Here is a 21,673-nt window from a genome sequence, read left to right on the forward strand (position 1 = left end):
AAACGAATTAATAAATATGAAAACCCTGTTCAGAACCACTGTTTTACTTAGTATTTGCTTAATTGCTTTAACATCAATGACATTTAAACCCAAACGCATCATCTTTTTTGGCGATTCTATTACCCAGCAAGGTGTATCTAAAAATGGCTATGTAACCTTAATCAAAAAATCACTCGATTCTACCAAGTACGATATTATTGGTGCAGGGATTGGTGGTAATAAAGTGTACGATTTATACCTGCGTTTGGAAGATGATGTGCTAAATAAAAAACCTGATTTGGTGGTGATTTATGTGGGGATTAACGATGTGTGGCATAAACAATCCTCTCATACCGGAACCGATTACGATAAATATTTAAAATTTTATCAGGCTTTAATCAATAAAATTCAAGGTGTGGGCAGTAAAGTTGTGCTCGTTACCCCATCAGTTGTTGGCGAGAAAAAAGATGGTACGAACGAGCTGGATGCCGATTTGAATAAATATGCTGCCGGAATCAGAGCCTTGGCTGCCAAAAACAATCTGCCAGTGTGTGATTTGAGAAAAATTTTTGCCGATTATGAAGCACAAAATAATCCTGAAGATAAAGAAAAAGGAATTTTAACCGTTGATAGGGTACACCTGAACGAAACCGGTAACAAACTGGTTGCCGATCAGTTATTGCCTTTGGTTAGATAAGCTTTCGTCATTGCGAACAGAAGAAAGGGATTTGCGGTGGAGTGAAGCAATCTTTACTGTTTAATGATGAACTTAAAATAGTATAATGGAAAGAGGTGGAACGGTTTACATCATTACTAATTTTACTCATACCGTATTATACACCGGGGTTACTTCTGATATTATGTTTAGGATAAAGGAGCATAAAGATAAAGAGTACCCAAATTCTTTTTCTGCAAAATATAACGCAAATAAACTTGTGTATTTTTGTTCTTATGATTCAATAGAGGAAGCGATTGCAGAAGAAAAGAGAATTAAAGGCGGAAGTCGGTTAAAGAAGATAAAATTAATACAGGCCATGAATCCTGAATGGAATGATTTGTGGGAGATAGTGAAAGAATGGTGAACGTCATTTAATTAACGTTTCGTCATTGCGAACTGAAGAAGAGGGATTGTGTGATGGAGTGAAGCAATCTTTCCAGCAGGTAATAACAGTTTAAAAATAAAATAATAGCATAAAAGATTGCTTCGTCGTGCCTCCTCGCAATGACGATCAACAGAAAGTATGATAAACCGCGAAACGATAGATAAGATAATGGATACCGCCCGTATTGAGGAGGTAGTTGGGGATTTTGTGCACTTAAAAAAACGCGGAACCAGTTTAATTGGTAATTGCCCCTTTCATGGCGAAAAAACACCTTCCTTTCACGTTTCCGTAACCAAGGGTATTTACAAATGCTTTGGCTGCGGTAAAGGAGGCGATTCGGTGCGTTTCATCATGGATCATGAAAAATATTCATATCCCGAAGCACTTAAATTTTTAGCCAATAAATACAATATCGAAGTAGAGGAAGCCGAACTTTCTCCCGAAGCTGCCGAAGCCCAGAGTGCCAAGGAAAGCCTTTACATCGTATCACAATATGCCAGTGCATTTTTTGTGAAACAACTTTGGGATACCGATGAAGGGCGGGGGATTGGATTAAGCTACTTTAAAGAACGTGGCTTTAGAGAAGATATCCTTAAAAAGTTCGAGGTAGGTTACTCGCCCGATGTTTGGGATGCGCTAACACAAAGTGCTACAAATGCAGGGCACAAGCTCGAGTTTTTAGAATCGACCGGTTTATCCATTAAAAACGACAACGGCAAAATTTACGACCGTTTCCGTGGGCGGGTAATGTTTCCAATCCATAACTTTACTGGCAGGATTATCGGTTTTGGTGGACGTACGTTAAAAACCGACAAAAATGTTCCGAAATATGTAAACTCGCCTGAAAGCGAAATTTACCATAAATCGAATGTGCTTTATGGTTTGTTCCATGCAAAAAAAGCCATCCGCGATTTAGATAACTGTTACCTGGCCGAGGGCTATGCCGATGTACTTTCCGTGCACCAGGCAGGCATTGAGAATGTGGTGGCCTCATCAGGTACTTCGCTTACCGTAGAGCAAATTAAGCTCATTGGGCGTTTTACCCAGAACATTACCATTTTATTTGATGGTGATGCCGCAGGGATTAAGGCATCGCTGCGCGGTTTAGACATGATTCTGGAAGAAGGCTTAAACGTAAAAATCGTTTCCTTCCCCGATGGGCACGATCCTGACTCGTACATGCACCATGTTGGGGCAGGTGCTTTTAAAACCTATCTGGAGCAAAACCGGAAAGACTTTATCCTTTACAAAGCCAATGTATTGCTGAAAGATGCCGGAAACGACCCGATAAAAAGAGCAGGTATTATCCGCGATATTGTGGAGAGTATTGCCAAAATTCCCGATCAGATTAAGGCATCAGTATTTATCCGCGAGTGCAGCAGTTTGCTCGAAATAAGCGAACAGGTCTTATCAGGCGAGCTAACTAAAATGCGTTCGGCTAAGCTTAAAAAGAACTTTGATAGTAACCAGCGAAGCAATCAATCGGCTGCTCCAAAACAGTCATTCTCTTCTTTTTCTCCTGGTCCGCCGGAGCCGCTTGGCCCACCCGATGATTTGTGGGATGATAGTTCCGGCCCGATGGGCTACGAGCCACAGGAACCTGTTAAAGAAGAAGAGTATCAGGAAAAGGAAATTGTGCGCCTTTTGCTGGCTTATGGACACGAATTTGTAAACTGGGACAAAATAGACGATATGTATATTGGTCCGTTTATTATGCAAAACCTGGCCGATGTAGAGTTTGACGATCCGCTTTGCAAAAAAATTATTAATTATTATAAATCAGAGATCGATAACGGTCGCTTGCCTACAGCCAATCACTTTATTACGCATAAGGAACGCGAAATTGCCGATTTGGCCATTACCTTATCAAGTTCAGAACACGCATTAAGTGAAAATTGGCTGAATAAGCACCTGATTTACGTTAAAGATGAATCAATGAACCTGAAAGCAACGATTTTGGGCGGAATTTTTCACCTTAAAAAGCGTAAAGTTGAAAATATATTGATGAGCCTTTTAAAAGAAATTAAAGAAGAGAAGGATGCCGATAACCAGATGATTTTGATGCAGCGTTACGGGGTGATTAAAGGGGTAGAACGCGAAATTTCTAAATTTTTAGGTTCGGTTATTGTGAAATGAGGATTGAATGTAGAATGAGAGAATTATTGAATGTATTTGACAACGATATGCTTAAATTCAATCATTCAAAATTAAACCATTCAAAATTCAATAATTAAAGATGGCGCTCCATAATGATTTAGGCCGTTTAGGCGAAAGTATTGCCAGGAAATATCTGGAAGACAAGGACTACGAGCTACTGGATGAAAACTGGACCTACGGTAAATCAGAAGTCGATCTTATTGTTTATAAAGATGGGATAATGATCTTTGTAGAAGTGAAATCGCGTAGTTCGGTTGCTTTTGGGGAGCCCGAAGATTTTGTCGGCAAAGCCAAACAGATACAAATGGAACTTGCCGCCAATGCTTATATAGAAATCATGAATCATCAAAATGATATCCGTTTTGATATTATTGCAGTTACATTTACCAAAAATAAAGATTATACATTAAACCATATTGAAGATGCATTTTGGCCTGAAGACTAACGCTATTAAAAAAATTATATACCTCGGTTTAACCTGTGCAGTGTTTAGTGCCTGCAAAAACGATGCTAGTACCAATTACCGCAGTTTTCTATCTCCCATGATTGGTGTTAACGTGCCCTTAGGCAACGAGATCGATGTAAAGGTGCAGTTTGGCAGCGGAGAGCCCATAGATTCGGTGGTTTACTTAATCGATACCATAAAAGTAATTGCCAAAACAGATACCGGAGCCGTTAAGCTTAAAACCGAAGGACTTAAACTGGGTAACCACCTGTTAACCGCGAAAATTTTCGGAGCAGGTAAATCAGAAGATATTACATCCAATATCAACTTGCTGGCAGCTAAGGCACCCGTAGCATATACCTATAAAGTAATAAAAACCTTGCCACACGATACCGCTTCATATGTAGAAGGTTTGGAATACCACAACGGCTTTTTTTACGAAAGTGCTGGCGATTACGGTCATTCGAGCCTGCGTAAAGTAGAACCTTCAACCGGTAAAATATTACAGAAAACCGATTTGGATAAACAATATTTCGGAGAAGGGATTACAGTGGTAGGAGATAAGATTATCCAGCTTACCTACCGCGAGAAAGTAGGTTTTGTGTACGATAAAAATACCTTAAAAAAACTATCAGAATTTGCCTACACCACCGGCCGGGAAGGTTGGGGACTTGCTTTTGATGGCGAAAAAATATTAAATACCGATGGTTCGAATACCATCTTTTTCCTGAATAAAGATAACTACCAGAAAATTGGTTCTATTGATGTATTTGATGATAAAGGGGCTATTCAGAACCTGAACGAACTTGAGTACATTGATGGTAAAATATATGCCAACGTGTATACCACCAATAATATGCTGATCATCAATCCCCAAACAGGCGTTGTAGAAAGCAGCATAGATTTATCGGGATTATTGCCGGCCGATTATTTCAAAACAGAAGATGCAAGGGCCAATAATGTACTTAACGGCATTGCTTACGATAAGGTTGGTAAGAGACTCTTTGTGGCAGGTAAGAAATGGCCACATATTTTCCAGATTGAACTGATTAAAAAGTAACCAAAAAGGCCGGATTTTAGTAAAAATTCCGGCCTTTTTGGTTTTAATCTTTTTTCTTGGGCTCATCCAGATAGCCATTAAAAAGAATGGGTTGCTTGTTTATACTGGTAGCCGTTAAAGAGGCATAACCATTGGTAGAAATATTAATGGTAAACCGGTAATTTTCCTTGCTTACATCCTTAGTATTAATCTGGATGGTATAGGCTCCTCTTTTATTTTTGGTTTCGGTATAACTAAAATCTTTCGAAGTAAATTTAATTCCGCCCTGTGTTGGGTCCATGGGGGCCGAAAATGCTCTGCCGTAATAAGGCAGGTAAGCTACAATACTATCTTTAGTTACCCTAACATCGTATTGCGAACCCGAAAGGTTAATACTCGATCCTCCCTGCCCGCCGGGCATCATCATCAGTACTTTATTGATGTCGTTATTAGCCATTGGGATAGCCGTATTGGCTACAAATATATAATTCTTATCGCCAACAATCCGGGTAGTGGTTTCTTTGTTTGTTTGGGCAAACAACTGAGTAGCAAAAGAAATAAATGCCAGGCTCAATATTAAATTTAAACGTTTCATAATGTGTGTTTTTAAATGTTTAACAATTTAAAGATGCGCCAATACGGAATATTCCATAATGGTGCCAAGAATGAAATGCTTAGTAAATTTAACGAATTTAGTTCTTATATAAAGGGTTTACGCCTGTAGAATTACTCGACTTATAAAGGGGATTGCTCTTTTCAGTTTCTGATGCGCCAAGTGCTGTGAATTTATAGTTTCCCGGTTCCAGGTTGTTTAGTGCTATCGTTCCGTTTTCATCCGTAATCAGGGTAATTAAACTACCACCTGGATTTTTGCCACCCTTAACAATAATGCCGCCAATTGGCGAGCCTGCAACCCTCGATTTAGGGTTACTTGCTGGTACAGAAATAACCAGTTTAAGGTTCCCGGCAGTGGGATTTTCAAATTGTATTTCTCCTTTTTCGTTTGTGGTGAGGTTAATGGTATTATCGCCTGTATTTTTACCTCCTTTAACCACAATACCGCCAATGGGCTGACCTGCAACAAAACTGACTTCACCAGTGGTAACATTGAGTTTGCCTTTTATTGATTTCATGATGCAGGGGAAATGCGATTCAGGATAATTGAGTTTACAATAATCGCAGTAGTGCCCTTCTGGAGCGGCCATTTTTAATTGCTGCGGTGCAGCTTCTTTTATAGCAGATGAAGTTGAGGTGGCAGATCTTTGTACTTGTGCAAAAAGAGCAAATGAAATGGATAGCAGAAATACCGCTATTGCAGCACATTTTTTCATAATATTTGATTAGAAGGATAAAATTAATCAAAAAATGTGGCTCTTGCTACTTTTTGCCCGGTGGTAAATGGGTTAATGGGCTTTTTTTGCCTTATTCTTCTTCGATGCTTTGGCAAAGGGATTATATGCCAGGGCAAGTTTAATCCAGTAATCGAGTTCATCGTTCCGGTTTAAAACATCGGCCGATACCAGGATGTAACCCTTCATGGGGCGGCCACCCATTACCATTTGTTCCCAGCCATCTTTATCGCTCAGGCTATCTAAAGTATTCGGGTCGAGGCGCACCATCATGTCGTTTCTGGAAATACCCAGGCACATTTTACCGTTAACCATAAAAACCAAACCGCTAAACATCACTTTCTCCTCTACATCGCTTAAATATTGCAAACGCTCGGCAATACGCAGTGCCAGGGCTTCGTTGTAAGTTCTCATTGTTCGTCTTTATAGTTTACTGAAACAAGTTTTATTCCATTCGAGGTAAAGAAATCTTTAAGTTTATCAAATTTTTCGGTGCAATTTTCACCAAAATGAACGTTTTCTGAACTCGCTCTTGTGCGGTGGCAATCAAAACAGATTTCAATAAAGGATATTACCTTTCTCTCTTTATTAAAGAATAAAATAGCATTATGCGGGTCATAACAGCTCATTCTGGTAGTTATAACACCATATTTTTTGGAGGTATAGCCGGTATTGTAAAATAAATCAGTTAATTTATCAATGTCCTTTAATGAAAGTTTTACTTCCTCTTTAACCATCCCCATGTCTATAACCCCTTCTTTAAGAGGTAGATGACTTGAAAATTCAGAAATGGTGTCCTGAAAAGAAATTATAGAAATAAACTCTGTTTGGTTAAAAGGATAGAACTGTTTTCTTTGTGCAGCATTATATTTATTGGTATGTAAGCAATGAGAGTTTTGCTCCATCAACAAGTCTTGCTCTTCTATCGATAATTTTTTTGATTTTTTTGTTTGCGCAAATAAAGCACTACTAATGCAAATCAGACAAAGAATATTTAAGATTTTTAACATTTTAGAAGCTTGTAGTGTTTAAAACTAATTTACATCTTTATAAACCATTTTTCAATAAACTACCGTTATTCTTTAAATTTACAAAATGTTATTAAACTGCTATCAGGAAGAATTTTTAGAAGCTGGATGTGATGAAGCCGGGAGAGGTTGCTTAGCGGGGCCTGTATTTGCTGCCGCAGTAATTTTACCTAAAGGTTATGTGCTTGAAGGCTTAAACGATTCGAAGCAGTTATCGCACGGGCAGCGCGATTTGTTAAGGCCAATTATTGAAAAAGAAGCTTTGGCCTGGGCTGTGGCATCCTGCGATCATGAAGAAATAGATCGTATTAATATCCTCAATGCCTCTTTTTTGGCCATGCACCGTGCAATTGAAAAACTAAAAGCACAGCCAGGCTATCTGGTTATTGATGGTAACCGGTTTAAAGCCTACCCCAGCATTCCGCATAGCTGCATTGTAAAAGGCGATGGTAAATATTTAAATATTGCCGCGGCTTCTATTTTAGCCAAAACCCACCGCGATGAATACATGACCAATTTGCATGTAGATTATCCGCATTACAACTGGCAAAAAAATAAAGGCTACCCAACCATTGCGCACCGAAAAGCAGTTTTGGAAATCGGTTTGTCGCCTTTTCACCGCAAAACTTTTAATGTAAGTGAGCCTCAGCTCGAGCTGTTTTCAAAAAACGCCTAAAATTTCGTATTTTCACAGCACGTGAAGATTCTGTTAATTACTAAGCGGGTTCCCTTTCCGCCAAATAGTGGTTATCCGATTGTGGTTTATAACACCATAAAAGGCCTGCTGCAACTTGGTGCAGATATTACTTTGTTTAGTCTTAACCCCAGCAAAGCCCGTGTTGATATAGAAGATATTTACGATCCGGTATTTGAACAGATTAAATACCATACCTGCGATCTGGATACCGAAGTAAATATTTGGTCGGCCTTTTTTAATATTTTCACTAACGAATCCTACAACGTTTCCAGATATTATAACGAAGATGCAGCCCGACAGCTGGAAAGCCTGCTTCGGGAAAATGCATTTGACATTATCCAGTTTGAAGGTCTTTTCGTTGTTCCTTATTTAGATGTAGTTAAGGCCAACAGCAACGCCAAGCTGATTTACCGGGCCCATAATATCGAATTTACCATGTGGGAGCGTCTATCACACTCCGAAAAATTCCTCATCCGGCGTAAATATCTTGCTTTTCTGGCCCAGCGGTTAAAGGCTTACGAAACCGACCAGATTAATCGTTTTCACCAGATTTTTGCCATTAGTGAACCCGACAGGCAAAGTATATTGCGGTTTGGCTGCGAAGTCCCCATGTCGGTTTTTCCGGTAGCCATCGATCTGGAAAAATATAAGGTAGATAAAAGTAAAACCAGTTTTCCTACACTTTTTCATTTAGGAGCTATGGACTGGAGGCCAAACCAGGAAGGTTTAGAGTGGTTTTTAGATGATATCTGGCCGGATATTGAAAAACTGAATAAAGACCTGCGCTTTTACATTGCGGGAAAAAACATGCAGAAACATTTTTTTGAGTATGATTCTGAAAACCTGATTGTTGAAGGCGAAGTTTTCGATGCGATAGAATTTATGAACTCGAAGGCAATTATGATTGTGCCTTTAATTTCGGGAACAGGTATGCGGGTAAAAATTATTGAAGGCATGGCCATGAAAAAATGCATTATTGCCACTGCCACTGCTGCCGAAGGTATAAACTGCCGTCATGGTCACGATATTTTAATCGCCGATTCGGCTGATGAGTTTTACCGTTCTATACTGCAATGCATCATTAACCCTAAACGCTGGATGGAAATCGGCGAAAATGCAAGGAAAACCGTAGAGAACGACCACGGGGTACATTTAATCTCTTCAAAAATGTTAAAGATTTACGAAGAACTGATTGGTATTTAGCATAAAATCAGGCAACAGCAGCATCGAAATCCGTTCATGCATTTTCAAAAAACAGCTAAAATCTCCTGAATTTTAGCCTTAAACATTGTCATTTTCTTAGTACTTTTGCCGCAACTAAAAAATTAGCATGAAAAATACCGCATTAACAGAAAAACACATCGCTTTAGGCGCTAAAATGGTTCCATTTGCTGGCTATAATATGCCGGTTACTTACGAAGGTATAAACGCAGAACATGCAACTGTTCGTAATGGAGTTGGTGTTTTCGATGTTAGCCACATGGGTGAGTTTATTTTAAAAGGTGAAAATGCATTAGACCTTATTCAACGTGTAACCAGTAACGACGCTTCGAAATTACACGATGGTAAAGTGCAGTACTCTTGCCTGCCTAATAAAGATGGTGGTATTGTTGATGATTTATTGGTGTACCGCATAGATGAGAAAACTTATATGCTGGTTGTAAATGCATCAAATATTGAAAAAGACTGGAACTGGATTGAGCAGTTTAATACCAATGGTGTAGAAATGCATAACATATCCGACCAGACTTCTCTTTTAGCTATTCAGGGACCAAAAGCTGCTGATGCTTTACAAAGCTTAACAGATGTAAACTTAGCCGCTATGGAATATTACACTTTTGTTAAAGGTACCTTTGCCGGTATTGAAAATGTAGTAATTTCAGCAACAGGTTATACCGGTGCAGGTGGTTTTGAGATTTATTTCGAAAACCAATACGCCGACCAGATTTGGGATGCCATTTTTGAAGCCGGAAAAGCACAAAATATTAAACCAATTGGCTTAGGAGCACGTGATACGTTGCGTTTAGAAATGGGTTTCTGCCTTTACGGAAACGATATTGACGATACTACTTCGCCAATTGAAGCAGGTTTAGGCTGGATTACCAAATTTTCGAAACCATTTACCAATTCTGAAGCTTTGCAGGCCCAAAAAGAAGCCGGAATCCAGAAAAAACTCGTTGGTTTTGAAATGATCGACCGTGGTATCCCGCGTCACGATTATGAAATTGCTGATGCTGAAGGAAATGTAATTGGCAGGGTAACTTCGGGTACACAGGCACCTTCGTTGCAAAAAGCAATTGGAATGGGCTACGTAGCCAAAGATTTTGCTAAAGAAGGAACTGAGGTTTTCATCAACATCCGCAATACACCTATTAAAGCAAAAGTGGTTAAATTCCCTTTTTATAAATAAGATTTGAGATTATAGATATGAGATTTTAAATGGCTTGACCATCAAGATCTCATATCTCCAATCTTGATACTCCAATCTCGTCAAATGTCAAAAAAAATAGAAGTTTGCTTAACACCCGCTTTGATCGATTTATACGATATTGAGCAAAGTATTGTGGTGGTTATTGATATTTTAAGGGCTACATCATCTATTACTTATGGGATAGATAACGGCGCAGAAGCTATTATTCCGGTAGCCCATGTAGAAGATTGCTTAAAATACAGCGATAGTGGATTTTTATTGGCTGCCGAAAGAAACGGTGAAGTTGTGGCAGGTTACGATTTTGGAAATTCGCCCTTTTCTTATACCAGCGAAAAAGTTGGCGGAAAAACAGTGGTTTTAACCACAACCAATGGCACCAAAGCCCTTCACCTGGCTCAAAAGAGAGCTTTTCAGGTGGTAATTGGCTCTTTTCTGAATTTGGATGCGCTTTGCGATTACTTAAAAAGCCAGGATAAGCACGTATTGTTGTTATGTGCAGGCTGGAAAGATCAGTTTAACCTGGAAGATACCTTATTTGCCGGTGCTGTTGTAAATCAGCTACGCAAGAGTTTTGAGCATTTTGATGATTCGAGTGTTGCGGCAGAGGATTTGTACCTGCTGGCTAAAGATGATTTACGAACCTACTTACATAAATCATCACACAGCCACCGTTTGGCCCAACTTAACATAGAAGAGGATGTTGTGTTTTGCCTGCAATTAAATATTTGTAAGGCCATCCCTGTTTTGCAAGGGGAAAGTTTAGTTGCTTTAAAACATTAAAAGCTAAAATTCAAGCCCAGGGCAATTGTATTTGCCCTGAAATTAGCCCCGTTAAATTGTGTTTCTTCTGGTTGCTTGTTATTAAAATAGGCCCTGTCTACACCGCTGTAAGTATTGATGTTATTAATCTTATAATCGAGCTCCAGTTGCAGCGTTTTGTTTAGCGGAACGGCCAGATTAACATTTCCACTAATGGAAAAAGAATTTGCCGCATGCGTAAAGCTAACGGGTTTCTGAAAATCGGGGATTAAATTCCAGTTCGCCTTTGCCGAATAGGTATAAAAACCACCCAAGATACCTGCAGTTACACGGAATGATTTGGCCTTAAAAGTTCCCTCAAGCCCAAAGTCAAAACCCTTGTACCTGGTTTGATAAGTAGAATTTAAGCCTGCACTAGTGATGTTACTGGCACTTTCTAGTAAATGAAATTTTTGCTGATGGTAAGATAAGCCGATAATAGGATTAACTGCAAACTGATCGAAACTAAACAGTTGGTAGCTAAGTTGTAAGCTGCTATTGAATAGATAACCCTTATTGGCGTTGAGCAGATCGAAGTAAAAAGCATTTTGCCGGTTATCGTCAGCATAATCAGTATCTTCTACTTCGCCTTTGGTAATATTGCCATATTGATTGCTGGTTTTTACCGTTAACCGGTCGGTAATATGATATTTTATGTCAAGCCCAAAACTCGGGCCTTTAAGGTTTTTCCAGATCAATTCTGATAAGATGTTGGGGCTTGTACCCGAAGCATTGCCGGCAATAGACCAATCTGATTTAGCTTGCTGGATGCCAATCGAAGGTTTAATTTCCCATTTTTTTTTGGTGTTTTGTGCTAATGCAGCTTCGCAAAAGAGTAGTAAAGTTAAGCAGGTTAATAAACGGTTAATGTTATGCTGGAAAATAAGCTGCATATTCTGTTTTTGGTTTTAAACAACAAAATACACATAGTGGTTTACTAAACCACCATGTGTAAATTTATTTATTTTAAAAAGGATATACTGAGGCGATAAATGATTTGTCGGTAGCAGAAAGTACAGTATTCCATCCCACTTCAAAATCACCAATGGTTAATTCGTTCGGAACCGAATAGTGCATGATTGAATATTTATCATACGAACTGTAATTGGTTTGTGTAGTGCTGTATTTAGCAAACAGGTTGTTGTCTACATCAGCCTGGCTCCAGTAATTTGGCGCTGCCGCGTAATAAGCATAAACAGCTGGTTTATCCCACGGAATAGATACAAGCGGATGCTGATGTTCGTGGATCATACCTAAAGCATGGCCAAATTCGTGTATCACCACACGGCTATATTCCGAATCGGCAGTTGATGCAGTAAGCCAGCCAAAGTTCATGGTAGCACCAGTACTTGGAGTCGATTTTCCAATGTAAGACCACGAGCCATCGCCACTTACAAAGCTAACCCTGATTTTAGCAGTATTATCGTTGGTTACAAAGTTGAACTTAATGTTGGCGTATTTTTCCCATTCTCTGGCATACTGTATTACTTTGTTTCTAATGGTCGAAGTGCTGCCATTTAAACTCACTTTAATTGTAGTGCCCGCAGTCCATTTTGTTGATTTTAATACGGCACCCCTTGGCGTAGTACCATCTAATGATCTTTCAGTACAGATCTTGATATCACCAAGTGGATTAACACTTAAGCTTTCGGGTTGATCTAAGGTTTCGGTTTGGGTAGGTTTTTCTTTTTTACAAGAATAAAGAGACAAAGTAAGGCATAAGGCAATAAGTGCTGCCTTATTTAATTTTAAGAAATTCATGTTTTAGGTTTTTAGGTAAAAATTAATGATCTGTGTTTTTTGACTGAAAAATCAAGTTAGAAAATAGTAAACACAGGGATTCTCCGCTTCTGTTGAAGCATAATCTGATAAAAATACATAGGTAGACGTTTAGGTTAAAATACCGTGCATTTTGCAAAGTATAATCCTAAAGTAAAATAATATTATATAAACACCAAAATAAATGTAATATTTTTATTGCATATGTGTAATCGTTACACTATGTTATGGTTGGATAAAAATATTCATGTTTGTAGTTTTAATATTACTTATTAGGGAGCTTGTATACCCTTTATTTTGTGATCAGGTCAGAAATAGTAGGACTGTTTTTAATGGTAATTAAGGCTTCTTCATGCGCAAGCCAGTAAATATCTTCAGCCCTTTTCATGTCGAAAGTGCTAATCGCTCCCAAACCTTTAGGTTCGATAAGTACATTACAGAATTTTGCTTTTCTTTCCATGTCGTGGTTAATAGACATGATGCCTGCACGCCCCATTAAATTGGTAATGCCCGTAATTTTATCAACCGGTTTTAAGTGGTTGCAAGACGATCCGATAATAAAATCGCAGTCTTCCATTAAAGGTTCGACCGGGAAATTGTTTAAAATACCTCCATCTACATACATCTGCCCATCAATCATAATCGGCTTAAAAATACCGGGTATGCAACTCGATGCATGGATGGACCTGATTAGTGGCCCTTTTGTAAAATATACCAGCCGGCCTTCGCTAAAGTTTACTGCTGCTATGGTTAACGGAATTTTTAGCTTTTCAATGGTATCTTCAGGGAAGTATTCTTTTAAAATTAGTGAGGTATTTTCGATATTAATTAAGCCGAGCGAACCTACCGCTGGCCGTACAAAACGCCATAACTTGGTTTTAAGGAAAATATTTAGTCCCTCTTCAGGATCTATACCAGCGGCAAAAAAAGCTCCGGCTATTGCTCCCGCACTTGTTCCGCTTATGTGACTAAAGGTAATGCCTAAATTGCTAAAGGCTTTTAAAACACCTAAATGCGCTATTCCTCTAATGCCTCCGCCCGATAATACAATGCCAACTTTCATAGGTTTAATTTAGGTAATTACTTTATTGCTTAATGGTTGTATTAAATTGTTTTCGGGTGGCAAACTATAAATTGCGAATTGAAAACTGCCAACTAATTCTGTTGTTTCGGCTTGTATTTCGATTTATTTAAAATTTTCTGTGCATCCTGTTCGGCCATGAGCTGTTGCAGGGTTACATCAGGATTTTCTTTCATATACTTCTTCACCATTTGCCATCCAATCCACACACCCAATTTTGGTGCCGAATCTCTGTTTTCACCTAAACCAGGTGTAAAAGGACCTTCTGATAAAAAGACCTGTATTTTTTGGTAATCAGTTTCGAACAAAAAATTGTTCGCTAAAAAATAAGCCCAAATATCACCTTCGAAATGCTGAGCCCATTCCAGCTGTTCTGTGCTGTAACCAATTTTAACCGAATCGGGTAATTGTTCGGGCAATACCTGATCAAGAAAGTAAAGGATTTTTCCCTGAAAAACCATTTTCGATAATAGCGATTTATTTGCATCAGGTTCGGCAAAAAGTTCTTCGTGAGCATAGGTTTCAGCTACGCGTGGCACTATATATTCTGGCGCAAACCTTCTTGACAGGTACAACGGAACACTTTGAACAATGGCTTTGTAAAATTTACTGTCTTTACCCAAAAACATATCGAGGCCAATGCCCAGATAGTTATCGCCAACTGGCATTTGGTAGGCAAAACCCGAAGCAAAAGCAATAAATTTTGGGGTTTTGGCTTTGGGATAATAGTATTTGATGTATTTGAAAGTTTCGGTTAAACCGGCTTCCTGGGTTTTAAGGTTAGGAAAAACACTATCTACCTCTTTGGTTAAATCGGTATAAGCCTGATCGCGGTAAAGTGTAGATAATGATTCGGTATTTTCATATTTGGTATCGAGGATCTTATGCAGAAAATCGTCATAAAATATGCCATACTTCGTACTTAGCGCTTGGTTTATCTCAACAGGATTTTTGCTTTTTCCTGCAAACAGCTCTTTATCAAATCGTTCTATTTTAATATCTACCGCAATATTGCTAACATCGGGCCTGTTGCTTTGCTTACAGGAAATAAATGCAATGGCAAAAAGAAAAATTAGATAAATTTGCCTATGTTTTACGTTATACATCATGTAGAACAAATATATATAAACACCTATAGCATGAAAAGAATATCGACCATTTTAATTTTGTTACTCTTCAGTTTCGGCGCCTGGGCGCAAAACTCTACCTTAACCAGTTACGGTTTCAGGTTAGGCTTAACTGCTACCCCAACCGTTGGCTGGATTAAACCCGAACAGGGAAAAACAAATGGTGTGGCTTTAGGATTCTCCTACGGTTTAATAGGAGATTTTAATTTTGCCCCGAATTACAGTTTTTCTACCGCTTTAACCATTACCAGCATCAACGGTAAAAGTACCGAGGTAAATGTATCACCCTATTACATGCCGCCTTACGTAGTTGGTGGAAATGCACCCAAAGCTTACGATTTAAAATATAAACTTCAATATGTGGATTTACCCTTAACCATCAAATTGAAAACAGTTAAAGCAGATGGAAAACGTTGGTATGGCCAGTTTGGATTATCGAATTCCATTAATATCAGTGCCAAGCAGAATGCAGTAAGTGGCAGTGAAGTTGTTGGTGATAATTTAAACGTATCAGACCATATTAAGCTTTACCGTGCCGGTTTAATAATTGGTGGTGGAGGAGAATTTGATGTTTCGGGTAACACCAGTATTTTAGCCGGTTTAACTTTTAACAATGGCTTTACCAATATCGCAACTGATGGTAGCCGGAATGTTAAAAATCACTACCTGGCACTTAATTTTGGTGTATTCTTCTAATCCTTGATACTCCAACTTCATCCTTGCTACTTCAATCCTGATACCTAATACTCGTTACCCAATATTCAATCTTGATACTTAATACCTACTAACTACGCTTTAACCCCGATCTCTTTATGAAAATCGCTTTAGCCCAACTCAATTACCACATCGGAAACTTTGAGGCCAACACCAAAAAAATAACCGAGCATATTCAACTGGCAAAAGATAAAGGTGCCGATCTGGTTGTTTTTGCCGAACTGGCGATTTGTGGTTATCCGCCGAGGGATTTTTTAGAGTTTGACGAGTTTATTGTGCTTTGCGAAAATGCAGTACAGGAAATAGCAAAACATTGTACCGATATTGCCTGTATTGTTGGCTTGCCGATAAAAAATGAAGTACTTCAAGGTAAGGATTTGTTTAATGCAGCCTATTTTATTGAGGGTGGGCAAGTAAAAGGAGTTGTAAGAAAAGCTCTTTTACCTACCTATGATGTATTTGACGAGTACCGTTATTTTGAGCCTGCTACACAATTTGGTTGCATTGATTTTAAAGGTAAAAAAATTGCGCTCACGATTTGCGAAGACCTATGGAACATCAACGATAACCCGCTGTATGTTTCCAACCCAATGGATGAACTCATTAAAGAAAAGCCTGATTTAATGATCAATATTGCGGCTTCTCCTTTTTCGTACACACACGACGATGAGCGTATAAAGGTACTGGCTGATAATGCCAAAAAATACCACTTACCTGTATTTTACGTGAACCAGGTTGGTGCGCAAACCGAAATTATTTTTGATGGAGGTTCGCTGGTTTTTGATGCCGACGGAGCCATGAAGGCCGAAATGAAGTATTTTGAAGAAGATTTGCAGGTTTTTGATCTCGAAGAGGTTGAACATGTGCGCAATAAATATCCTCAGGCCGAAAGGTTGAGCGATATTGAGCAGATTCATGATGCGCTAATTTTAGGAATTAAGGATTATTTCCGGAAATCAGGTTTTAGTAAGGCTGTGCTTGGCTTATCAGGCGGAATCGATTCGGCGGTGGTATGTGCACTGGCTTGCAGGGCGTTGGGTGCCGAAAATGTAATGGCCGTTTTAATGCCTTCCAAGTTTTCATCCGATCATTCGGTACAGGATGCCTTAGACCTGGTAAATAACATTGGCTGTATGCACGAAATTATCCCGATTAAGGAAGTTGCAGAAGCTTTTGATCAGATACTGGCACCGGCATTTAAAGGCTTGCCGTTTAACCTGGCAGAAGAAAATATTCAGGCGCGTATCCGCGGGATTATTAATATGGCCATGAGCAATAAGTTTGGCTATATATTACTCAATACCTCCAATAAAAGTGAGTGTGCTGTAGGTTATGGTACTTTGTACGGCGATATGTGTGGTGCAATAGGGGTGATTGGCGATGTATATAAAATGCAGGTTTTTCAGCTGGCCAGATACATCAATAAGGAACGCGAAATTATTCCGCTTAATACCATTGTTAAACCACCTTCGGCAGAGCTAAGGCCCGATCAAAAAGATTCTGATTCGCTACCTGAATACGAGATCCTGGATAAAATCCTTTATCAGCATATCGAAAAGAAACAGGGATCGAAAGCCATTATTGCACAGGGATTTGATGCGGCACTGGTACAACGGATATTAAAAATGGTTAATATTGCCGAATTTAAACGTTACCAAACGCCACCGATTTTAAGGGTTTCGCCTAAAGCTTTTGGTATGGGTAGAAGGATGCCTATTGTAGGGAAGTATATGGCTTAGGCTGTAAGGTATTGGAAGGTTTGAACGTTGGTTGAATTGTTGGAATGTTAAATTGCTTTATAATTCCTTTCTGAATAGAAATTTGCAATAAGGAGGTAGATTTGTAGGATGAAGTATCTCAGACAGGTGCTTCGAATTTATGAATTCCAGAATCCCACAAGGAGGTCGTCATCTCGATCCGATAGCTATCGGATGAAGCGTAGCGAAATGCCTGCCCGTACAGGCGGGGAGAGATCTGTGTGATAGATTTCTCGACTGCGTTGCACTCCGCTCGAAATGACGACCTCTTGAAGTTGTTATTAATTCTTATGCTAAAGTAGCATCAACCGTAATGGTGGTATTTAATAATTTAGAAATCGGGCAGTTTTTTTCTGCATCAGCCACTAATTCATCAAATTTATCTTGCGATAAACCCGGTACCGAAGCTGTTAACGTTAAATGCGATTCTACAATCTCTCCTTTTGAAGGATCGAGGTCAATCTCACATTTGGTTTCCAGTTTATCTGCAGTAAAACCTGCTTCAGTTAAGTTCGCTGATAATTTCATGGTGAAACATCCGGCATGTGCCGCTGCAATTAATTCTTCAGGATTGGTGCCCACACCTTCTGCAAAGCGCGAGTTAAAAGAATATTGTGTATTGTTTAAAGTAGTACTTTGTGTAGTAATGTTACCAGTACCTTCTTTAATAGAACCTTGCCAAACGGCCGTTGCATTTCTTTTCATGGTCAAAATTTATTTTTGGTTGATTTTTGATTGTTTAACAGCTAAAGATAATTATATGTTTGTATACGGAATGAAAATCTTTGTTAAGAAATATGCCTGTTTAACTTAATTATTCAATTTCCGAAATAGTTTCTTCTTCAGGCCGGGTGATTTTATTCCTAAATGATTGTATCAGTAAAATACCTACACCGATCATAATCGAAATATCGGCGAAATTGAATACACCCGTTTGAAAAATATAAAAGTCCATGTGCATAAAGTCGGTAACCGAGCCATGCACAATTCTGTCGTATAAATTACCGATTCCTCCTCCAATTAAAAAGCAGAGTGCAATTTGGATACTGATGGGAAGGTTGCGTTTAGCAAAAAGAAAGTAAAGGCCATAACCTAAAAATAACAAGGGCAGCCCTGTTAAAATAATCAGTCTGAAAATATAGGGCATCTCATCTCCCAGACTCAGAAAAGCCCCGCTGTTTTCTACACGGGTTAAGGTGAAACGTTCTTTAATGATACTGATGTGTTCGTAATCGCTGATGTTGGCGCGCACGATTTTTTTGGATATCTGGTCGCAACCAAAATTTAAGGTTAATAATAAGAGCAATACCGACCAGCGTAGGTTTTTTATTTTTTGCATAATTTTTTATCTGATAATATCGGCATCAACCGGTGTATAGCCTAAATGCCTGCTTAACGACATAATTTGCCCTTTATGATGAAACTCGTGGGTAATAACGTGGGTAAATAACTTCAGGGGATTTACAATTAACGTTTCCCCGTTTCTTTTTAGCTCAATTTCCTGTTGTTCATTTCCTTTAAATTTTTCAATAAATAAGCCGATGTACTCATCTACCTGCTTAAAATAGCTTTGACAGTTGCTTAAAAAATCCTGTTCAATGCCTAAAGCGCGTTCGCCAATCCAGGCACTATAGGTTTGGCAAATATGTACCAGTAAATTTCGGATAGAACCTCTGCCGAACGAACTGTTTTCGGTTAAAAAATCCTGTTCGGATATAGTCCCAATATAAGTTAACAGGGTATTTCTTGAGGACAAAACGAAATCATATTGTTGTTTAAGCATGGCCCGATTTTCTGATCCACTTTCTATATGGAATAATTAAAGCTAAAAGAATAGCAGCAAGGCTCAGGAATTTTGCAATAATATCTCCGCTTTTTACGTAAAAGGTTATTTCATCATTCAGGTTAATATTTGCTTTTATGGCTGTTCTTGTCCACCACTTGGTGCTTTGGGTTACATCGCCACGCTGGTTAATGAAGCACGAAATACCTGTATTGGCCGAGCGTGCCACATCGCGGTGTGTTTCGATAGCCCTGAGTTTAGCATACATTTCATGCTGATCTTTACCCGAGGTATTTCCCCACCAGGCATCATTGGTAATAACCGCAATAAACTGGGCACCATCTTTAACCGATTGGCCAACCCATTCACCCCAAAGACTTTCATAACAGATTACCGGCGCAACGCCAATACCGCTTTGTGCGTAAAGTACTTCTGGCTTATCTTGCCAGCCCCAGCCACCAACAGTTCCACCAAGTTGAGCGAATACACCATCCATAAAAGAAAATACTTTTGGGAAAGGCATTTTTTCTACACCAGGCACCAGCTTCGATTTATGATAAAACTGTACGTTCGCAGAATTCTCTACCTGCATGGCTGTGTTAAAATTATCCCAATACAGGTTGCTTTGCGAGTCGTACTTTGCCGAAACAGTTTTTTTTGTCTGGTAAACCTTTATACTTTCTATCCCGGTAATAAGCGTTCCGTTTTTGTATTTACTTAAGAAGTTTTGCAGTGCAAAGAAATCTGGATTTGATCTGATCCGATCCTCCTCGGCACGGTTAGGGATAGCCGTTTCCGGCCAGATAAAATATTCGGTGTTGGTTTGGCCAATTGAGTCGGAAAGATGTGTTAAGATTCTCACCTGCTCGGCAGTAGGTATACTCTCTAGTTTTTGATAAGGATCGATATTGGGCTGAACCACCACTACATTGCTGGGTGTTCCTTTTTGCTCAGCGTTAAAGTATTTTGTTAAAGAAATGGCAACCGGAATAATAACAACCAATGCCCAGATACCCAAAGTCCTGAACTTTAAATAGCCACTTTGTGTTTTTAATTTTTTGTAGGCTTCGAAAGCAATGATATTGCTGGTTAATATCCACAATGAACCACCGTAAACCCCGGTGTAATCATACCATTGTGCCAGCTGGTGCATACGTGCCAGGCCGTTACCCAGCGTCATCCAGGGAAAAGCCAGATCCCAGGTTTGTTGCAGATACTCTAATGCAATATAAAAGGAGATTAAGCCAATGTATGCTACAGTTTTATTAACGTACCTACCTAAACGGTAATAAAGCCAAACCGAAAAAGTCATTAACAGTGCACCCAAACCGTATGGGATTAACGATACTGGTATAGCTACGATAGGGTTGTTATATGCACTAATGGCATTGTAAACCCAGTAAATAGCCGCTGTATTCCAAACCAGGAACGTTAAGCCTGCAGTGAGGAAAATCCGCTTGCCTGTTTTTTTATGATCACTGTTCGCAATACTGTCAATTGCAATTAACAGCGGCACCAATCCGATTAATAACAGTGGTGTGGTAAATGGCATAGGCGGCCAGGCTAGCCACAGTAAAAATGCACTTAAGAGGGCGAGGAGGTAGGTTTGCTTGGATTTCATATAAAATTACTTGTCATTCTGACGTAGGAAGAATCTCTACACAGCAGAAAACTGACGCTGTTCTTGTTAATATAAGGCAGTATTACTATGTCAGAGATGCTTCTTGCCTCAGCATGACAGTATTGTTTATAAACTATCTAAAATATTTGCTTTTTTAGCTTCGTACTCTTCTTGTGTAATCAGGTGTTTATCGTACAAAGTTTTAAGCTTACGTAGTTTTAATGTAGTTTCATCTTCAACTTCTTCTACCACTTCGGCAATCTGGATAACCGGTTGCTCGGGTTCTGGTGCCGGAGCGGGAATTTCGGCAAAAGGCTGTGCACTTAAATTAATGGGAGAGGCTGTTGCACGGTTTTCTTCCAGTTTTTGCTGACGCAACATTTCTTTATACTCCTCCAACTGCTGATTTGCCGCCTGGTGTAATTTGCGTGCCTGTACTTTTGGAATAAATTCGGTTACAATATTTTCGCCATGTTGTGGCACACAGATAAATTTAGAACCGAAAAACTCTTCTTTAAACGAAACTTCTTTAATGCTTTTCCACGAAATATCTTTAAAATTCATGGTTAAGCCCAGGTTGCCCGGTTCGCAGTAAAAGATTCTTTTGTTCGAAATGGCAATGCTATCGGGTAACAAGTTTACAGCCGGCTTTTTCTGCACCGCTAAATATAAAAGCTCTTCGCCTGTAGTTAAAAGATCGTTTAATTTTCCAATCACCTTTTCAACCGCTTTTGGGTCTTGTTCGTCGCTCAGAAATCTATCTATACTCGTCATAATATTTTTTA

At 39.1% G+C, this 21,673-nt stretch carries 24 protein-coding genes; 11 read left to right on the top strand and 13 right to left on the bottom strand.

Going from position 1 to position 21,673, the window contains the following annotated elements; all coding sequences use genetic code 11:
* Positions 1-16: 16 nt before the first annotated feature.
* The 5 genes from HWV58_RS04635 to HWV58_RS04655 all read left to right on the top strand — a co-directional run bounded on the left by HWV58_RS04635 (position 17) and on the right by HWV58_RS04655 (position 4,744).
* Positions 17-676, top strand: a complete 660-nt coding sequence (locus HWV58_RS04635) for an SGNH/GDSL hydrolase family protein (protein ID WP_175632962.1) — start codon at positions 17-19, stop codon at positions 674-676.
* Positions 677-761: 85 nt separating this feature from the next.
* Positions 762-1,061 carry a GIY-YIG nuclease family protein gene (locus HWV58_RS04640; protein ID WP_175632963.1) on the top strand — a complete coding sequence of 100 codons (300 nt, stop codon included), beginning with the start codon at positions 762-764 and terminating at the stop codon, positions 1,059-1,061.
* 159 nt (positions 1,062-1,220) lie between these two features.
* Positions 1,221-3,218: a DNA primase gene (dnaG, locus tag HWV58_RS04645; RefSeq protein ID WP_175632964.1), complete on the top strand. Its 1,998-nt coding sequence runs from the start codon at positions 1,221-1,223 to the stop codon at positions 3,216-3,218.
* A 100-nt stretch (positions 3,219-3,318) separates the two neighbouring features.
* On the top strand, positions 3,319-3,684 hold the full coding sequence (locus tag HWV58_RS04650; protein WP_175632965.1) for a YraN family protein: 366 nt from the start codon (positions 3,319-3,321) through the stop codon (positions 3,682-3,684).
* Positions 3,662-4,744, top strand: a complete 1,083-nt coding sequence (locus tag HWV58_RS04655; protein ID WP_175632966.1) for a glutaminyl-peptide cyclotransferase — start codon at positions 3,662-3,664, stop codon at positions 4,742-4,744. Before HWV58_RS04650 ends, HWV58_RS04655 begins: the two co-directional genes overlap by 23 nt.
* Positions 4,745-4,787: 43 nt before the next feature.
* Here HWV58_RS04655 and HWV58_RS04660 read toward each other — a convergent pair whose 3' ends face one another.
* The 4 genes from HWV58_RS04660 to HWV58_RS04675 all read right to left on the bottom strand — a co-directional run bounded on the left by HWV58_RS04660 (position 4,788) and on the right by HWV58_RS04675 (position 7,082).
* Positions 4,788-5,318: a DUF4251 domain-containing protein gene (locus HWV58_RS04660; RefSeq protein ID WP_175632967.1), complete on the bottom strand. Its 531-nt coding sequence runs from the start codon at positions 5,316-5,318 to the stop codon at positions 4,788-4,790.
* Between the two features lie 97 nt (positions 5,319-5,415).
* Positions 5,416-6,054: a prealbumin-like fold domain-containing protein gene (locus HWV58_RS04665; protein ID WP_175632968.1), complete on the bottom strand. Its 639-nt coding sequence runs from the start codon at positions 6,052-6,054 to the stop codon at positions 5,416-5,418.
* Positions 6,055-6,126: 72 nt separating this feature from the next.
* On the bottom strand, positions 6,127-6,486 hold the full coding sequence (locus HWV58_RS04670) for a TfoX/Sxy family protein (protein ID WP_175632969.1): 360 nt from the start codon (positions 6,484-6,486) through the stop codon (positions 6,127-6,129).
* Entirely contained in the window at positions 6,483-7,082 is a 600-nt protein-coding gene (locus HWV58_RS04675) for a hypothetical protein (RefSeq protein WP_175632970.1), read from the bottom strand. Before HWV58_RS04675 ends, HWV58_RS04670 begins: the two co-directional genes overlap by 4 nt.
* 85 nt (positions 7,083-7,167) lie before the next feature.
* Here HWV58_RS04675 and HWV58_RS04680 point away from each other — a divergent pair, with 85 nt between their 5' ends.
* The 4 genes from HWV58_RS04680 to HWV58_RS04695 all read left to right on the top strand — a co-directional run bounded on the left by HWV58_RS04680 (position 7,168) and on the right by HWV58_RS04695 (position 11,008).
* Positions 7,168-7,776, top strand: coding sequence for a ribonuclease HII (locus HWV58_RS04680; RefSeq protein ID WP_175632971.1), 609 nt, complete (start codon positions 7,168-7,170; stop codon positions 7,774-7,776).
* A 21-nt stretch (positions 7,777-7,797) separates the two neighbouring features.
* Positions 7,798-9,000: a glycosyltransferase family 4 protein gene (locus tag HWV58_RS04685; protein ID WP_166208564.1), complete on the top strand. Its 1,203-nt coding sequence runs from the start codon at positions 7,798-7,800 to the stop codon at positions 8,998-9,000.
* Between the two features lie 127 nt (positions 9,001-9,127).
* Positions 9,128-10,207 (top strand): glycine cleavage system aminomethyltransferase GcvT, encoded by a 1,080-nt coding sequence (gcvT, locus tag HWV58_RS04690; protein ID WP_175632972.1) that lies wholly within the window; start codon positions 9,128-9,130, stop codon positions 10,205-10,207.
* A gap of 84 nt (positions 10,208-10,291) precedes the next feature.
* Positions 10,292-11,008 carry a 2-phosphosulfolactate phosphatase gene (locus HWV58_RS04695; RefSeq protein ID WP_175632973.1) on the top strand — a complete coding sequence of 239 codons (717 nt, stop codon included), beginning with the start codon at positions 10,292-10,294 and terminating at the stop codon, positions 11,006-11,008.
* Here HWV58_RS04695 and HWV58_RS04700 read toward each other — a convergent pair.
* The 4 genes from HWV58_RS04700 to gldB all read right to left on the bottom strand — a co-directional run bounded on the left by HWV58_RS04700 (position 11,005) and on the right by gldB (position 14,995).
* Positions 11,005-11,919, bottom strand: a complete 915-nt coding sequence (locus tag HWV58_RS04700; RefSeq protein ID WP_175632974.1) for an omptin family outer membrane protease — start codon at positions 11,917-11,919, stop codon at positions 11,005-11,007. The genes HWV58_RS04695 and HWV58_RS04700 overlap by 4 nt on opposite strands.
* Before the next feature lie 73 nt (positions 11,920-11,992).
* Positions 11,993-12,787 carry a M12 family metallopeptidase gene (locus HWV58_RS04705; RefSeq protein ID WP_175632975.1) on the bottom strand — a complete coding sequence of 265 codons (795 nt, stop codon included), beginning with the start codon at positions 12,785-12,787 and terminating at the stop codon, positions 11,993-11,995.
* A gap of 310 nt (positions 12,788-13,097) precedes the next feature.
* A complete protein-coding gene (locus HWV58_RS04710; protein ID WP_175632976.1) occupies positions 13,098-13,868 on the bottom strand; it encodes a patatin-like phospholipase family protein in 771 nt (256 codons plus the stop codon).
* Positions 13,869-13,960: 92 nt separating this feature from the next.
* Complete coding sequence (gene gldB, locus HWV58_RS04715) at positions 13,961-14,995, bottom strand: gliding motility lipoprotein GldB (RefSeq protein ID WP_175632977.1); 1,035 nt, start codon at positions 14,993-14,995, stop codon at positions 13,961-13,963.
* Positions 14,996-15,025: 30 nt separating this feature from the next.
* On the opposite strand from gldB, the gene HWV58_RS04720 reads away from it, so the two are divergent.
* Together HWV58_RS04720 and HWV58_RS04725 are read left to right on the top strand one after the other, a co-directional pair.
* Complete coding sequence (locus HWV58_RS04720) at positions 15,026-15,709, top strand: porin family protein (RefSeq protein ID WP_175632978.1); 684 nt, start codon at positions 15,026-15,028, stop codon at positions 15,707-15,709.
* A 116-nt stretch (positions 15,710-15,825) separates the two neighbouring features.
* The gene (locus tag HWV58_RS04725) at positions 15,826-17,466 is read left to right on the top strand and encodes an NAD+ synthase (RefSeq protein ID WP_175632979.1); all 1,641 of its coding nucleotides are present in this window, start codon (positions 15,826-15,828) and stop codon (positions 17,464-17,466) included.
* Between the two features lie 306 nt (positions 17,467-17,772).
* On the opposite strand, the gene HWV58_RS04730 is transcribed toward HWV58_RS04725, so the two are convergent.
* From HWV58_RS04730 to HWV58_RS04750, 5 genes are all read right to left on the bottom strand, one after another.
* Positions 17,773-18,189 carry an OsmC family protein gene (locus tag HWV58_RS04730; protein ID WP_175632980.1) on the bottom strand — a complete coding sequence of 139 codons (417 nt, stop codon included), beginning with the start codon at positions 18,187-18,189 and terminating at the stop codon, positions 17,773-17,775.
* Positions 18,190-18,298: 109 nt separating this feature from the next.
* Entirely contained in the window at positions 18,299-18,823 is a 525-nt protein-coding gene (gene lspA / locus HWV58_RS04735) for a signal peptidase II (RefSeq protein ID WP_175632981.1), read from the bottom strand.
* A 6-nt stretch (positions 18,824-18,829) separates the two neighbouring features.
* A complete protein-coding gene (locus HWV58_RS04740) occupies positions 18,830-19,267 on the bottom strand; it encodes a DinB family protein (protein ID WP_175632982.1) in 438 nt (145 codons plus the stop codon).
* Positions 19,260-20,888 carry an apolipoprotein N-acyltransferase gene (lnt, locus tag HWV58_RS04745; protein WP_175632983.1) on the bottom strand — a complete coding sequence of 543 codons (1,629 nt, stop codon included), beginning with the start codon at positions 20,886-20,888 and terminating at the stop codon, positions 19,260-19,262. Before lnt ends, HWV58_RS04740 begins: the two co-directional genes overlap by 8 nt.
* 126 nt (positions 20,889-21,014) lie before the next feature.
* Entirely contained in the window at positions 21,015-21,662 is a 648-nt protein-coding gene (locus tag HWV58_RS04750; protein ID WP_175632984.1) for a PH domain-containing protein, read from the bottom strand.
* Positions 21,663-21,673 lie beyond the last annotated feature (11 nt).

Origin of the sequence: Pedobacter ghigonis (genome assembly GCF_903166585.1) — a bacterium.
Lineage (GTDB): Bacteria > Bacteroidota > Bacteroidia > Sphingobacteriales > Sphingobacteriaceae > Pedobacter > Pedobacter ghigonis.